This window comes from Streptomyces sp. NPDC107538, assembly GCF_055657445.1.
Window position 1 is genome coordinate 1 of record NZ_JBVKAY010000015.1, and the last position, 14,932, is coordinate 14,932.

Annotated in this window: 12 protein-coding genes; 9 read left to right on the forward strand and 3 right to left on the reverse strand. The window is 71.9% G+C overall.

The window, feature by feature from the left end:
• Positions 1-468 precede the first annotated feature (468 nt).
• Positions 469-1,143, reverse strand: a complete 675-nt coding sequence (locus tag ACZ7MG_RS35565) for a lysophospholipid acyltransferase family protein (protein ID WP_045557177.1) — start codon at positions 1,141-1,143, stop codon at positions 469-471.
• A 340-nt stretch (positions 1,144-1,483) separates the two neighbouring features.
• Between ACZ7MG_RS35565 and ACZ7MG_RS35570 the strand changes: the two genes are divergently transcribed.
• The 3 genes from ACZ7MG_RS35570 to ACZ7MG_RS35580 all read left to right on the forward strand — a co-directional run bounded on the left by ACZ7MG_RS35570 (position 1,484) and on the right by ACZ7MG_RS35580 (position 3,844).
• Positions 1,484-2,686 (forward strand): glycerophosphodiester phosphodiesterase, encoded by a 1,203-nt coding sequence (locus ACZ7MG_RS35570; protein WP_471389658.1) that lies wholly within the window; start codon positions 1,484-1,486, stop codon positions 2,684-2,686.
• Between the two features lie 108 nt (positions 2,687-2,794).
• Complete coding sequence (locus tag ACZ7MG_RS35575) at positions 2,795-3,301, forward strand: RNA polymerase sigma factor (protein ID WP_471389660.1); 507 nt, start codon at positions 2,795-2,797, stop codon at positions 3,299-3,301.
• A 45-nt stretch (positions 3,302-3,346) separates the two neighbouring features.
• Positions 3,347-3,844 carry a GNAT family N-acetyltransferase gene (locus ACZ7MG_RS35580; RefSeq protein ID WP_471389663.1) on the forward strand — a complete coding sequence of 166 codons (498 nt, stop codon included), beginning with the start codon at positions 3,347-3,349 and terminating at the stop codon, positions 3,842-3,844.
• Between the two features lie 97 nt (positions 3,845-3,941).
• Here the strand turns inward: ACZ7MG_RS35580 and ACZ7MG_RS35585 are convergent, their stop codons facing one another.
• Both ACZ7MG_RS35585 and ACZ7MG_RS35590 read right to left on the reverse strand, forming a co-directional pair.
• The gene (locus ACZ7MG_RS35585) at positions 3,942-4,400 is read right to left on the reverse strand and encodes a hypothetical protein (protein WP_471389666.1); all 459 of its coding nucleotides are present in this window, start codon (positions 4,398-4,400) and stop codon (positions 3,942-3,944) included.
• Positions 4,381-4,740 carry a hypothetical protein gene (locus ACZ7MG_RS35590; protein WP_467334913.1) on the reverse strand — a complete coding sequence of 120 codons (360 nt, stop codon included), beginning with the start codon at positions 4,738-4,740 and terminating at the stop codon, positions 4,381-4,383. Before ACZ7MG_RS35590 ends, ACZ7MG_RS35585 begins: the two co-directional genes overlap by 20 nt.
• 464 nt (positions 4,741-5,204) lie before the next feature.
• On the opposite strand from ACZ7MG_RS35590, the gene ACZ7MG_RS35595 reads away from it, so the two are divergent.
• The 6 genes from ACZ7MG_RS35595 (at position 5,205) to cobT (ending at position 14,754) form a co-directional block, all read left to right on the forward strand.
• Positions 5,205-6,239, forward strand: coding sequence for a methionine ABC transporter ATP-binding protein (locus tag ACZ7MG_RS35595; RefSeq protein WP_471389670.1), 1,035 nt, complete (start codon positions 5,205-5,207; stop codon positions 6,237-6,239).
• Positions 6,236-6,913, forward strand: coding sequence for a methionine ABC transporter permease (locus ACZ7MG_RS35600; RefSeq protein ID WP_471389672.1), 678 nt, complete (start codon positions 6,236-6,238; stop codon positions 6,911-6,913). The genes ACZ7MG_RS35595 and ACZ7MG_RS35600 overlap by 4 nt, the downstream gene beginning before the upstream one ends.
• Before the next feature lie 79 nt (positions 6,914-6,992).
• Positions 6,993-7,823 (forward strand): MetQ/NlpA family ABC transporter substrate-binding protein, encoded by an 831-nt coding sequence (locus tag ACZ7MG_RS35605; RefSeq protein WP_471389675.1) that lies wholly within the window; start codon positions 6,993-6,995, stop codon positions 7,821-7,823.
• Positions 7,824-7,992: 169 nt separating this feature from the next.
• Entirely contained in the window at positions 7,993-8,631 is a 639-nt protein-coding gene (locus ACZ7MG_RS35610; protein ID WP_471389678.1) for a GNAT family N-acetyltransferase, read from the forward strand.
• Between the two features lie 124 nt (positions 8,632-8,755).
• On the forward strand, positions 8,756-9,967 hold the full coding sequence (gene cbiE, locus ACZ7MG_RS35615) for a precorrin-6y C5,15-methyltransferase (decarboxylating) subunit CbiE (protein WP_471389681.1): 1,212 nt from the start codon (positions 8,756-8,758) through the stop codon (positions 9,965-9,967).
• A gap of 347 nt (positions 9,968-10,314) precedes the next feature.
• Positions 10,315-14,754: a nicotinate-nucleotide--dimethylbenzimidazole phosphoribosyltransferase gene (gene cobT / locus ACZ7MG_RS35620; RefSeq protein WP_471389684.1), complete on the forward strand. Its 4,440-nt coding sequence runs from the start codon at positions 10,315-10,317 to the stop codon at positions 14,752-14,754.
• The last annotated feature ends 178 nt before the right edge of the window (positions 14,755-14,932 follow it).

Genomic DNA, 14,932 nt, shown 5'->3' on the forward strand with positions numbered 1-14,932 from the left:
GGGTTGTCTCGCTTTTTTGGGGGTTTCTACTCTTCCCGCCCGTCGCGCTCTCCACCCCCTGGTTTTTGCTCGGTCTCGTGCCTCTGTTCCCATTCCTGTGGGCCGCCCCGGCCCCGACCCCCCCCCCCCGCCGCGCGCACCAGCCACAGCGCGCCCTGCTCCTCGGGGTCAGCCACTGACGGGAGGGCCCGTGCGACAGCCGCGACCCCCGCCGAGCGCGAGCGGCTGAAGACCGCTGCGTTCCCGAACACGGTGCTGGTCCACACCCCTGTGCACGCCTCCTGGCTGAACCAGCGTTCCAGCGGAAATTCACCCCCCGCCGCACCGGCAGCTTGCTCAACCCCCGAAGGACTTGCGGAGCCGACCACTTGGGAGCAGCAAGGTCAGGGGCGCGGGGAACTGCGCGAGAAGCCCCACCGACCCGCCCCCGACAAACGACCGATGTCCCCGGCGGCCGAACCGGCGGAGCTAAGCCGCCTCTTTCGCCTTCGACGCATACATGTCCACGTACTCCTGCCCCGACAACCGCATGACCTCCGCCATCACGGAATCGGTCACCGCCCGCAGCACATACCGGTCCCGGTCCATCCCCTCGTACCGGGAGAACTCCATCGCCTCACCGAACCGCACGGTCACCCGGTGCGGCCGAGGCAATCCCGCCCCACCCGGCTGGATCTTGTCCGTCCCGATCATCGCGAACGGCACCACCGGCGCCCCGGTCATCAGCGTCAGCCGCGCGATCCCGGTCCGCCCCCGGTACAGCCGTCCGTCGGGCGACCGCGTCCCCTCGGGGTAGATACCGAACACCTTGCCCTCGTCCAGGATCCGCCGCCCGGTCATCAGCGCGGCGACCCCGCCCCGGCCGCCGTCGCGGTCGACGGGGATCATGCCGACCCCGGTGAAGAACCAGGCCATCAGACGGCCCTTGATCCCCTTGCCGGTGACGTACTCGTCCTTGCCGATGAAGAAGACCTGCCGGTCGCAGACCAGCGGCAGGATCATCGAGTCGATGAAGGTCAGATGGTTGCCGGCGAGGATCACCGGACCGTCCCCCGGAATGTGCTCCGCGCCTTCCACCCGGGGGCGGAACATCAGGCGCATGATCGGTCCGAGCACTGCCTTGATGAGCACGAAGCGGGACAACGGGCCCTCCCATGTCAAGCGTTCCGGTACAAGTCTGTGCAGGTGAGGACGATACTCCCGGCTCACAGGCCCGCGCACATCGGGTTCACCGAGCAGATACAGATTTTTGACGTGTTTGACGCTGCTTTACCTGCGGTGACGCAGAGGTGGCGGGCCGTCACCAGGGCGTGACATGTGACGTATGTCGCGTCCCCGAACAGATACTCCGTCAACTTCCGCCTCCGGTGCGACATAAGGCGTCTTCCGCGTGTTCGGTCCCAGGTCTCCCGGCGGTCACCTCGGGACACCTACGATCGTCCCGCTTTGACAGGTGCAGGGCATCACGGTGGAGGAGCCGTTCATGGGGACGCAGCAGTCGCGGCAGTCGCAGGACTCGGACGAGCAGGGAAGCGGAACGGGCCGGCGGGCGCTGCTCGGTGCCGCGGTGCTCGGCGCGGGCGGAGCGGTCCTCGGACTGCCGGCCGGGGCGAGAGCGGACGAGGCGAAGGCGGACGCGCGGTCGGCCGGTCACTCGGGCGGCGGTTACCGCGGCCTGCCGGTGCCGACGATCATCGCCCACCGCGGCGCCAGCGGCTACCGCCCGGAGCACACCCTCGGCTCGTACCAGCTCGCCCTCGACCTGGGCGCGCACGTCATCGAACAGGACCTCGTACCCACCAAGGACGGCCATCTCGTATGCCGTCACGAGAACGACATCACCGGCACGACCGATGTCGCCGCCCACCCCGAGTTCGCGGGCCGCAAGACCACGAAGGTCGTCGACGGGGTCACCTACACCGGCTGGTTCACCGAGGACTTCACCCTCGCCGAGCTGAAGACCCTGCGCGCCAAGGAGCGCATCCCGGGCAACCGCCAGGAGAACACCCTCTACGACGGCCGCTGGGGGATCCCCTCCTTCGAGGAGGTGCTGCGCTGGGCCGACAAGGAGGGCAGGAAGCGGGGCAGGCGGATCTGGCTGCACGTCGAGACCAAGCACCCCACCTACTTCCGCAAGCTGGGCCTCGGCCTGGAGGAACCCCTCGCCAAGCTGCTGCGCAAGTACGACCGGCACAAGAAGAACTCGCCGGTCTTCCTCCAGTCCTTCGAGCCGAGCAGCATCCAGCGGCTGAACCGCCTGGTCGACAGCCCTCTCGTCGTGCTGCTCTCCGGCGCCGCCACCCGCCCCTGGGACTTCGTCGAGGCCGGCGACCCGCGCACCGTCGCCGACCTGGTCAAGCCGGCCGGCCTCGCCTGGATCGCCTCGTACGCCAACGGCATCGGTCCCACGCTCGACCTGATCATCCCGCGCGACTCGGCCGGCAACCTCACCACGCCGACCACGCTCGTCGCCGACGCGCACGCCAAGGGCCTGATCCTGCACCCCTACACCATGCGCAACGAGAACACCTTCCTGCCCGCGAACTTCCGCAAGGGCACGGACGCCAACGCCTACGGCGACGCGTTCGCCGCGTTCAAGGTGTACTTCGACACCGGCATCGACGGCATCTTCACCGACAACCCCGACACCGGCCTGCTGGCCCACGCGGACTTCGTCGGCGACTGACGACCCGCCCGGTGGCCCCGGCCGTCAACGACTGAGCCCCGTCCCCCGATTGGGGTGACTCCCGTCCGCCCCGGCAACCCCCGCCGGGGCGGCGGCGTCCCGGGGCATATGACTCACGACATGCTCACCGGCCTCCGCCCCCTGCTGGTCGCGGAGGTGTCGGCGGAGGCGTACGCGGCCGGCGCAGAGGCGGGCGACCTGGAACAGGCGGTCTGGCTGCGCCTGCTGGAACGCCTCGACGCCGACGGCCCACCCGAGGACCCGGAGAGCTGGCTGCGCAGCGCCGTCCGCTTCGAGGCCCGCCTCAGCCGCCGCAAGGCCCGGCTCGAACAGCCCTACGCCGCCGAACCCGCCGACGACCGCGCGCCCGGCCCCGAGCAGCAGGCCCTCACGGCCGCCCGCCGCCGCGCGCTCTACGCGGCCGTACGCCGACTCCCCGGCCGCTGCCCCCGGCTCCTCGCCGCGTTGCTGTCCCCGCAGGACCTCACCTACCGTGAGATCGCGGGCGAGTTGGGTATCTCACAGGGCAGCCTCGGTCCGGAACGTTCCCGATGTCTGGGATGTCTTCGACGATTGCTGACCGCGGAGGTTGCGGCACGCGAACCACGGGGATAGGAGTGAAGGACATCGGGTGAGCAGGTGAGCGGGAGGCGTGCACACATGGGCATGAGCGTGACCATCTCGGTGGCGACCGAGCAGGACGCCGAGCAGATCTTCAGGCTGCAGTACCTGTGCTTCCAGAGCGAGGCGGCACTGTACGGCAACTACCGCATCGATCCGCTCGTGCAGAGCCTCGACTCCGTCCGCGCGGAGGTCGCCTCGGACTGCGTCTTCGTGGCCCGGCTGGGTGACGAGGTGGTCGGCTCCGTGCGCGGCGCCCTCGACACCGACGGCACCGCGGCCATCGGCAAACTCTGCGTCCACCCGCGCCTCCAGGGCCACGGCATCGGCGCGCGGCTCCTCCGCGCCGCCGAGTCGGCCCTCGCCGAGCAGCACGGCGCCACGAAGTTCCGCCTCAGCGCGGGCCACCGCAGCGAGGGCAACCTGCGGTTGTACCGCCGGGTCGGCTACGAGACGGTCGGCACCAGCCAGGGGCAGGACGGCGTACCGATGGTGATCCTCGAGAAGCCGGCGGAGGCGTACGCGACGACGGCGTGAGGGGGGCGCCCCGTCAGGGGCGCGAGGCTGTATCGATATGCGGCTCCGCCGCGCGGGCGCGACCAGCCACGACGGACCGGCAGCCGCCTGACGATCCTCAGGCGGCCTCCCCCTGACGCGCGCCTTTCCTCAGCCAGTACATCGCGGTGATCGGCAGCAGCACGGGAATGAACAGGTATCCCATGCCGAAGTCGGACCAGACGGTCGCGTCCGGGAAGGCGGACGGTTCGACCATCGTCCAGGTGCCCACGACCAGCACACCCAGCAGCTCGGCCGCGCAGCACAACCGCGCCGCCCGCCGCGCGAACTCCCCGCCCCGCACCAGCGAGTACGTGATGAACCCGTACACGACCCCGGCGACCGCGGACAGCGAGTACGCGAGCGGCGCGTGCTCGAACTCCGTCGAGATCTGCACGGCGGACCGCGACACGGCCCCGACGACCATCACGCCGTACAGCCAGACCAGCAGCATCCCCGGCCCGCTGATGAGCCGCGCCCGCCCGGTCCCCGGCTTCTCCCGCGGAGCGACCGCCATCTCAGCCTCCCCAGATGTCATAGAGCCGCACCTGCAGCACGGCCAGGACCACGCCGCCCGCCGCGACGGTCGCGCTGCCCCAGCGGGTGCGCTCCGCCAGTGACATGAACCCGGTCACCGGAACACAGGCGAACGCCCCGAGGAGATAGGAGACGAAGATCGTGGTCCCCTGCTCCGGCTTCTCCCCACGCGCCAACTGCACGATCCCGACCACCAGTTGCACAAGGGCCAGCACCGACACCACGGCCATGCCGATGAAGTGCCAGTCCTTGGTCGGCTGATCGCGATACGCGGCCCAGCCGCACCAGGCGGCGAGCAGAAGCGCGGCGACGGCGGTCGTCACCGTCAGGGCTACAAGCATGCCGCGACCCTATTACGGCCCAAAACCCCCGCCGCGCCCGGCCCCGGGCCGCACCACCCGCAGGCCCGCCATCGTGGCATTGGCCACAGCGGCCTATGCCCACAGAGTGGACACCATCGGTCCACACCTGCGGAAATGCCTCCCAGGAGCGTCCGCTATACGGACGGCCCGCTCTCACCTGCTCCCTACATCTGTTTTACTGATCTCATGACCACGACGAGCTACCGCACCCCTGCGACCGAGGCGACGATGACGCCCGGTGCTCGTTGTATGTGTCGAATGTGCGCCTGCTAGAGCCTGCCGGCAGACCCCGCACGCCGCTCCGTCCGACGGACCGAGCCGCCTCGCGCACATGTTCTCCCCCCGGTTCCATCGCCACCGCGAGAACCGTGTCGCGTCCCTGACCGCTTGCACCCGTGCCCGGGCACACCCACGCCCGCGCACTCGACAGTGACGGAAATCCAGTGATCACCACAACGGGCCTGACCAAGGTCTACCGAGGTCGCGGCCGCGAGGTCACCGCCCTCGACGGCGTCGATCTGCAGGTACGCGAGGGCGAGGTGTACGGCGTGATCGGCCAGTCCGGCGCCGGCAAGTCCTCGCTCATCCGCTGCGTCAACCTCCTCGAACGCCCCACCTCCGGAACCGTGACCGTCGCCGGGCAGGACCTCACCGCCCTCGCCGGCCGCGGCCCCCGCGCGGGCCGCGAACTCCGCCAGGCCCGCAGCCGTATCGGCATGGTCTTCCAGCACTTCAACCTGCTCTCCTCCCGCACGGTCCAGGACAACGTCGAACTCCCCCTCGACATCCTCGGCAGGTCCGGCAAGGAGCGCTCCCGCAAGGCCCTGGAACTCCTCGACCTCGTCGGCCTCGCCGACAAGGCCAAGGCCTACCCGGCCCAGCTCTCCGGCGGCCAGAAGCAGCGCGTCGGCATCGCCCGCGCCCTGGCCGGCGACCCCAAGGTGCTGCTCTCCGACGAGGCCACCAGCGCCCTCGACCCGGAGACCACCCGCTCGATCCTCACGCTGCTGCGCGACCTGAACCGGCAACTGGGCCTGACCGTCCTGCTCATCACGCACGAGATGGACGTCGTGAAGAGCATCTGCGACTCCGCCGCCCTCATGGAGAAGGGGCGCATCGTCGAATCCGGCACCGTCAGCGAACTGCTCGCCACCCCCGGCTCCGAACTGGCCGCCGCCCTCTTCCCGGTCGGCGGCGAGACCACCGGCGACGACCGCACGGTCCTCGACGTCACCTTCCAGGGCGAGGCCGCCACCCAGCCGGTCATCTCGCAGCTCTCCCGCACGTACAACATCGACATCTCGATCCTCGGCGCCGCCATCGACACCGTCGGCGGCCTCCAGATCGGCCGGATGCGCATCGAACTGCCCGGCCGCTACGAGGACAACGTGGTCCCCGTCGGCTTCCTGCGCGAACAGGGCCTGCGGATCGATGTCGTCGGCCAGGAGCCGGTACTGGCGAAGGAAGGTGCCAAGTGACCTGGTCCGAGATGCGACCGCTGCTGGAGCAGGCGTGTGGGGACACCCTCTACATGGTCGGCTGGTCCACCCTCATCGCGATCGTCGGCGGACTCCCGCTCGGCATCCTCCTCGTCCTCACCGACCGGGGCGGCCTGCTCCAGAACGTCCTCGCCAACAAGGTCATCGGGCAGATCGTGAACATCGCCCGCTCGATGCCCTTCATCATCCTGATGGTCGCCCTGATGGGCTTCACCCGCTGGGTCACCGGCTCGACCATCGGCCGTGAGGCCGCGATCGTGCCGCTCGCCATCGGCGCGATCCCGTTCTTCGCGCGCCTCGTCGAGACGGCCGTCCGCGAAGTGGACCACGGGCTCGTCGAGGCCGTGCAGGCCATGGGCGGCAACACCTGGACCGTCGTCCGCCGGGTCCTCGTCCCCGAGTCCCTGCCCTCGCTGATCTCCTCCGCCACCACGACCGTCGTCGCCCTCATCGGCTACTCGGCCATGGCCGGCACCGTCGGCGCGGGCGGCCTCGGCGACATCGCCATCCGGTACGGCTACCAGCGCTTCGAGACCGACTTGATGTGGATCACCGTGGCGGTCCTCGCGGTCGTCATCTCCGTCATCCAGTTCGCCGGCGACTTCGCCGCCCGCGCCCTGCACCGGCGCGGCGGCCGGGCCGCCAAGACCTGACCCCCGCATCCCGGGCACCCACAGATTTCCCGTCCCACCCACGACGGGACCGCTCCACCCAAAAGGAAAGGCACTTTTCGTGCGTAACACCGCCAAGCTCACCACCGCCGTCCTCGCCGCCGGGGCCCTCACCCTCGGGCTCACCGCTTGCGGCGCGGGGGAGAACTCCGCCTCCGACACGAGCGGCCCGCTGGTCGTCGCCGCCAGCCCCACTCCGCACGCCGAGATCCTGAACTTCGTCAAGGACAACCTGGCGGAGAAGGCGGGCCTCGACCTGGAGGTCAAGGAGTTCACCGACTACGTCCTGCCGAACCCGGCGACCGAGGACGGCTCCGTGGACGCCAACTACTTCCAGAACCAGCCGTACCTGGACGACTTCAACAAGGAGAGGGGCACCCACATCGTGCCCGTCGTCACCGTGCACCTGGAGCCGCTCGGCCTCTACTCGAACAAGGTCAAGAGCAAGGACGACCTCAAGACCGGCGCGACCGTCGCCGTCCCGAACGACACGGTCAACGAGGCGCGTGCCCTCAAGCTCCTCGACTCCGCCGGGATCATCACGCTCAAGGACGGCGTCGGCACCGACGCGACCCCCGCCGACATCACCGAGAACCCGAAGAAGCTCGAGTTCAAGGAGCTGGAGGCGGCCCAGACCCCGCGCTCCCTGGACGACGTCGACGCCGCCGTGATCAACGGCAACTACGCCATCGAGGCCGACCTCTCGCCCGCCGACGACGCCCTCGCCGTCGAGCCCGCCAAGGACAACCCGAACGGCAACTTCCTCGCCGTCAAGGAGGGCAACGAGGACGACCCGCGCGTCAAGAAGCTCGCCAAGCTCCTCACCTCGGACGAGGTCAGGAAGTTCATCGAGGACAAGTGGAGCAACGGCTCCGTCATCCCGTCCTTCTGACCGTTCCCCGATCCGTACATATTCTGACCGTACGTATACGGCGTATCGCCACGCATGGGGTCCGCTCCCTCACGGGGAGTGGACCCCTGTGGTGCGATTCAGTGCTTTCATGCTGCATGCTGGGCAGTTCAGCAGGCTCTCAAAGTTTTCGAAGGTTACGGAGCGGCGCATGATGAGCACCTTTCCCGACATCTCCATCAGCACGGATCGGTTGGTTCTGCGCCCGTTCGACGAGGACGACATCCAGGCGTTCACCGAGATGATGAACGACGAACAGGTGATGACCTGGACCGAGGTCCCGCAGCCCTTCACCGAACGCGAGGCGCGTACCTGGATCACCGAGTACGCGCCCACCGAACGCACCTCCGGACGCGGCCTCGACCTCGCGGTCACCGAGTTCCTCACCCAGCGCCTGGTCGGCGTCATCCAGTTGACGAAGACCGACTGGCACGTGCGGGCGACGGAACTGTCGTACGTCGTCGCCCCCTGGGCGCGCGGCGAGGGGTACGCCTCCGAGGCCGCCCTCGCCACCGCCCAATGGCTGTTCCGCGAGCAGAAGTTCGAACGGATCGAGCTGCGCACCGCCGCCGACAACACCGCCTCGCAGCAGGTCGCGCAGAAGATCGGCTGTATCAGCGAGGGCGTGCTGCGCAACGCCTGCATAGCGCGCGCCCGCACCGCCGAGGACGGCTGGACCGAGGTCCGTACCGACTTCATCGTCTGGAGCCTCCTCCCGGAGGACATCGAGGGCGTCAGCGAGGAACTGGCCGACAGTGGTGGTTTCGGGTCCTACTCGGACTGGAACTGAACCACCCACGGGCACGCGAGGCCGCACGCCCGGCCGCCGGGGCCCACCACGTCACCAGGTAGTCTCACGGGACCTCCGCGGGCATCCCCGACGACCTGCGAAGAGACTCTGGAGACTGACGACGATGGCCGACCGGGTCACGGTGATCGGCTGGGACGGCTCCCCCCTGACCGCCGCGGCGCGCTCCGCCCTCGCGGCCGCCACCCTGGTGGCCGGCGCGGCCCACCACCTCGCCCTCCCCGAAGTGCCCCCGGCCGCCGAGCGCATCCGGCTCGGCAGCGTCGCCCTCGCCGCCCGCCGTATCGCCGGCCACCGAGGCACCGCTGTGGTCCTCGCCGACGGCGACCCGGGCTTCTTCGGCGTCGTCCGCACCCTCAGGGACCCCGAGTTCGGCCTGGAGGTCGAGGTCGTCCCCGGCGTCTCCTCCGTGGCCGCCGCCTTCGCCCGCGCCGGCATGCCCTGGGACGACGCCCAGGTGGTCGTCGCCCACCGCCGTACGCTGCGCCGCGCGGTGAACGTGTGCCGCGCCCACACCAAGGTCGCCGTCCTCACCTCGCCCGGCGCCGGACCCGCCGAACTCGGCCTGCTCCTCGACGGAGTTCACCGCACCTTCGTGGTCGGCGAGGAACTCGGCACCGAACGCGAGCGGGTCACCATCGTCGCCTCCGACAAGGCGGTCGACCGCACCTGGCGCGACCCCAACCTCGTCATCGTCATAGGCGGCCACGCCGGCGCCGTCGAGGGCGGCGGCTGGCTCGCCGGCCGCGACCCCGGCACCGGACCGCGCGGCTGGGCCCAGCCCTCCGGCGTCTACGGCCACCACCTGGGCGAGGGCGAGGCCGAACTGCTGCGCTCCTCCCAACTGGCCCGCCTGGGCCCGCGCGTGGGCGACCTCGTGTGGGACATCGGCTCCGGCAGCGGCGCCTTCGCCACCGAGGCGGCCCGCTGCGGCGCCGCCGTCATAGCCGTCGACCGCGACCCCGAGGCCTGCGGCCGTACGACCCTCGCCGCCCGCCGCTTCGGCGTCCAACTCCAGGTCGTGCACGGCGCCGCCCCGCACGTCCTGGAGAACCTCCCCGAACCCGACGTCGTACGCGTCGGCGGCGGGGGAGCGGCCGTGGTCTCCGCCGTCGTCGACCGCCGGCCCCAGCGCATCGTCACCCACGCCCTCACCCGCCCCGCCGCAGAGCGCATCGGCCGGGACCTGACCGAACACGGGTACGAGGTCCGCTGCGACTTCGTCCAGTCCGTCGAACTCGACACAAGGGCCTGGACGGAGCGGGAACGGAGCGTCGCGTTCCTGCTCAGCGGGACGCTGCCCGAACGTTCCCTGTGATCCGGTTGTCGTACCGGCGCGGTAGGCTGGCGGACTGTTGTACCGCACTTCGGCACCCGGCACTTCGTCGGTCAATGTCCTAAAAGCGCGCCCGTTTTGAGGGCGTGTGTGGTACGGCGCAACGGGGAGGACGCGCAACGTGGCGCAGTCCACAGCGGACCGTCGCGGATCAAGCTGTCGCGACGGGGGGACGACCGGGACAATGGCCCTTCAATGGCTTTGTCGACATGCAGGCGGGTCGTCACGTGCCGCTGGGCACGCACGCTCGTTCTCCACAGTGGGGCGGTAGGTGCGCCGTTCCCGGGCCAGCTGGCATGGAGGCACTAACCGATGGGCGAGGGGTACGCATGACCGACACCGGCCAGGTCCCGGGCGAGGGACTGCCGGAGAGTGCAGGCATGGTGGAGCAGCCGGGCGTCCCCGCGCCGGGTGCGTACACCTACCTCTCCGAAACCGCCGCCGAGGACGAGGACCTCCTGCTGCCGGGCGCCCAGGGCGCCTGGGGCAACGAGATGCCGCCGCCCGCTCCCGAGCCCGTCGTCCAGGTCGTCCACGAGCCGGGCCCGCACGAGATGTCCGGCCGCGACAGCGGCTCGCACGACCTCAGCGCCGTCCGTACTCCCGTCGCGACGCCCGTCCCGCAGCCGCCGGTGGCCCGCCGCCCGCTGCACCTCGGTCCGCCCACCCCCGACGCCTCCGCCAGCCCGGTCCGCTCCCTCGCCGACCGGGGCCCGGCGGGTGCCCCCGTCCCGCCCGGCGCCCTGCGCCACCCCGGCCCGCCCACCACCGGCCCCGAGTACCTCGACGTGCCCCAGCAGCCCGTGTCGCAGTGGGTCGGCGCCCCGGCCGCCCCCGCGCCGGGAGTGCCCGCAGGGGGAGCGGCTGCAGAAACGGTCGCTCCGCAGGAGGCACAGCTCTCCGTCGCCGTGGCGGAGACGCCCCTGGCGGCGGAGGCCCCGCAGACCGCGGACGCACCGGAAGAAATCCAGGATCTCGAGGCCCTCCACCAGGCCCAGGACGCCGCCTACGCCCTGGCCCAGGAGGCCGCGGTCGCGCAGTTCCGGACGCCGGAGGCCGTGGGGACGCCGGTCGCCGCGCAGCTCCAGGAGCCGGAGGAGGCCGAGGTCCCCGTGGCTGAGGCTGAGGTCCTCGTGGCCGACGCCGAGTCCGAGGTCTCTGCGGCCGAGGTCGAGGTTTCCGTGGCCGTGGAAGCGCCGGCCGCCCTCGACGCTCAGGTTCCGGAGGCGGTCGAGGCCTCGGCCGCCGTAGAGACCGAGGTCCCGGAGGCGGTCGAAGACCCGGCCGCAGGCCCTACGCCCATGGAGGCACCCGCCGACCCCTCGGCACCCGAAGCCACCGAGGCCCCGGCCGCCGTGGACGCCGCGCAGGCTCCGTCGGCCGATGACCCGCAGGGCGCCGAGCCGCAAGCCGCCGAGGAGGCCCTGTCCGCCGCGCAACTGCCGGAGACGACCCCCTTCCCCCCGGCCGCCCAGGACCCCGAGCCGGTCCAGGCCCAGACCGTCGCCGAGGCCCAGGACGTCCCCCAGGCCCCGCAGGAGCCCGAGGAGAGCGCCGAGTCCGTCGCCACGGCCGCTCCGGCCCAGGTCATCGAGGCCGACGTGGCGCCACAGGCTGACGAGGCGGCCGTTGTCCCCGCACAGGCCGACGCACCCGCGGCCGAGGCCGCCACCCCCGAGCACCAGCCGACGCCCGCCGAGGCCGACGAGCAGACCGCCGCCGGCCTGCCGAACCCGCAGCTCCAGGTCCCCGCGCCGGCCGACGGGACCGCCCTCCCGTCCCCGGACGAGCCGACCGCCGACGCCGCACCGGCTCCGGCGCAGGACACCGCCCCCGCACAGGACCCCCAGGACTCCGAGGACTCCGAGGACTCCGAGGACTCCGAGGACTCGGCGGAGGCCGGGACGGCCGAGGTCGCGGCTCCGGGTGCCCCGGAGGCCCCGGAGGAGCCCGCGCGGCCCGAGGCTGACACTGAGCCCGAGCCCGTGCCCGTAGCGGAGACCGAGGCAGCGACCGACGAGTTCCAGCCGCTGGACCCGGCCCAGCCGGAGCCCCTGCCCGCCGTGCAGACTCCGCAGGTCACCGACCCGATCGCACGCGCCGCGGACCAGGACGAGAACCTGGCCCCGATCCCGGACGAGAACCCGGTCGAAGGCTCGACCACGGACCAGCCCGAGGTCCCGGCGGCGCAGCCCGCCGAATCCGCCCCCCACCCGGAGGCCACGCAGCCGCCCGCCCCGGAGGCCGCGCCCGAGCCCGAGACCACGGAGGCAACCGCCCCGGACCCGTCGGCCGACACCACGGCCGCCCCGGAACCGACCCCCACCGACCAGGCGCCCCAGCCGACCGGCGAGGCCGCGCCCGCCCCCGCCGAGCCCGCGGCCGACCCGGTGGCCGCCATGGCCCCCGCGACCATGGACCCCACGACCGTGGACCCCGCAGCCGCTGAACCCCCCGCCGCTGAGCCCCCCGTCGAGGCGCCGACCCCGGTGGCCTCCCAGATCGACGCCCCCCAGGGCGCCGTGGTGCGGACCCCGGCCGAGCACGCCCCCGACGCGCCCCTCGCGGGCGCCCCCGCAGAGCCCGCGCCCCAGGCCGACGCCGACGATCAGCAGCCGGGCGAGTCCGTGCCCGTGGACGGCTCGGTGCCGACCAGCCCGCAGCAGGCCCCGGCCCCGCCCCACGGCATGGTCGTCCCGTCGTTGCAGCAGGAAGGGGAGCGCGTGGCCACGGTCCCCGCCCCCAGGGACTCCGAGGCCGAGACGATCGTCGTACCGCAACCGCTCGCGGCGTCGGCCGACGCGCACCCCGATGTCCTCCAGAACGCCGAGGACCTGGACACCAGGGCCGCCGACCAGGAAGACGGCGAGGCGACGGCGCAGAACGCGGCGGACGCGCAGGCAGCACAGACAGCAGCAGCCGAAGAGAGCACGGCCCCGGTGGAAGAAGCACCCGAAGACGCACCAGAAGACGCACCCGCAGACGCTCGGGACGAGGCACCGGAGGAGGCCCCGGACCAGGTGCGGCGGCCCACGGGCCCCGCCGCCCCCGCCTACGACGACGCCGAACGCGAGGCCGTCCTCAAGGTCATGCGCGAGCGCCGCGACATCCGCAACGGCTTCCGCGACGACCCGATCCCGCACGACGTGCTGCTCCGCGTCCTGGAGGCCGCCCACACGGCACCCTCCGTCGGCCACTCGCAGCCCTGGGACTTCGTCGTCATCCGCTCGGCCGAGACCCGCCGCACGATGCACGAACTGGCCCAGCGCCAGCGCGAGGCGTACGCGAAGTCACTGCCGAAGGGCCGGGCCAAGCAGTTCAAGGAACTGAAGATCGAGGCCATCCTCGACACCCCGGTCAACATCGTCGTCACCGCCGACCCCACCCGCGGCGGCCGGCACACCCTGGGCCGCCACACCCAGCCGCAGATGGCCCCGTACTCCTCCGCCCTCGCGGTCGAGAACCTCTGGCTCGCGGCCCGCGCCGAGGGCCTCGGCGTCGGCTGGGTCAGCTTCTTCGACGAGCGCGAGATGGTCCGCGCCCTCGGCCTGCCCGAGCACCTGGAGGTCGTGGCGTACCTGTGCGTCGGGTACGTCGACGAGTTCCCGGAGGAGCCCGAGCTGATGCAGGCGGGCTGGGCCAAGCGCCGCCCGCTGTCCTGGGTCGTCCACGAGGAGACGTACGGCCGCCGCGCCCTGCCCGGCGCCGAACCGCACGACCTGCTCGCCGAGACCGTCGCCGGTATCCGCCCGCTGGACGCCAAGGCGCTCGGCGAGGCCTGGGAACGCCAGAAGCGCATGACCAAGCCGGCCGGCGCGCTCGGCATGCTGGAGATCATCTCCGCCCAGCTGTCCGGCCTGTCCCGGCAGTGCCCGCCGCCGCTCCCGGAGCCCGCGGCCGTCGCGATCTTCGCGGGTGACCACGGTGTCCACGCCCAGGGCGTCACCCCCTGGCCGCAGGAGGTGACGGCCCAGATGGTCGCCAACTTCCTCGGCGGGGGAGCGGTCTGCAACGCCTTCGCCGCCCAGGTGGGCGCCGAGGTCTGCGTCGTCGACGTGGGCGTGGCGAGCGACCTCCCGGCCACCCCGGGGCTGCTGCCGCGCAAGGTGCGTGCCGGTACGTCCGACATGACGACCGGCCCGGCGATGACCCGCGAGGAGGCCAAGCAGGCCATCGAGGTGGGCATCGAGACGGCCCGCGACCTGGTCGCGGCCGGTAACAAGGCCCTGCTCACCGGTGAGATGGGCATCGCCAACACCACGGCCTCCGCCGCCCTGATCGCCGTCTTCACCGGCGCCGACCCCGCCGAGGTCACCGGCCGGGGCACCGGCATCAACGACGAGACCCTCGCCCGCAAGACCGAGGTCGTCCGCCGCGCCATCGAGCTCCACCAGCCGGACCCCGCCGACCCCATCGGCGTCCTGGCGGCCATCGGCGGCTTCGAACACGCCGCCATCGTCGGCCTCCTCCTCGGCGGCGCCTCCCTGCGTACGCCGGTGATCCTCGACGGCGTCAGCGCCGGCGCCGCCGCCCTGGTGGCCCGCGCCATCGCCCCCGAGGTCCTCGCCGCCTGCATCGCCGGCCACCGCAGCGCCGAACCGGGCCACGTGGCCGCCCTCCAGAAACTGGGCCTCCGCCCCCTGGTCGACCTCGACCTCCGCCTCGGCGAGGGCACCGGAGCCCTCCTCGCCCTCCCGGTCGTCCAGAGCGCGGCGAGAGCGATGCACGAGGTCGCGACGTTCGACTCGGCGGGGGTAACTGAGAAGTAGGCGAAGCAAGCAGGGGGAGCGGGCGCCGGGTTCTTCTCCGACCCGGCCCAGGCTGTGCCCACCAGGCTGTGCCCACCGGGCTGTACTCAGCAAGGGCGCTCAGCCCCTGCACCTGCCGAGCCGCACCCCCCACCCGCCCCTTAGAATCCGCACGTCAGAGGCGCTCCAGAGCCGCAGC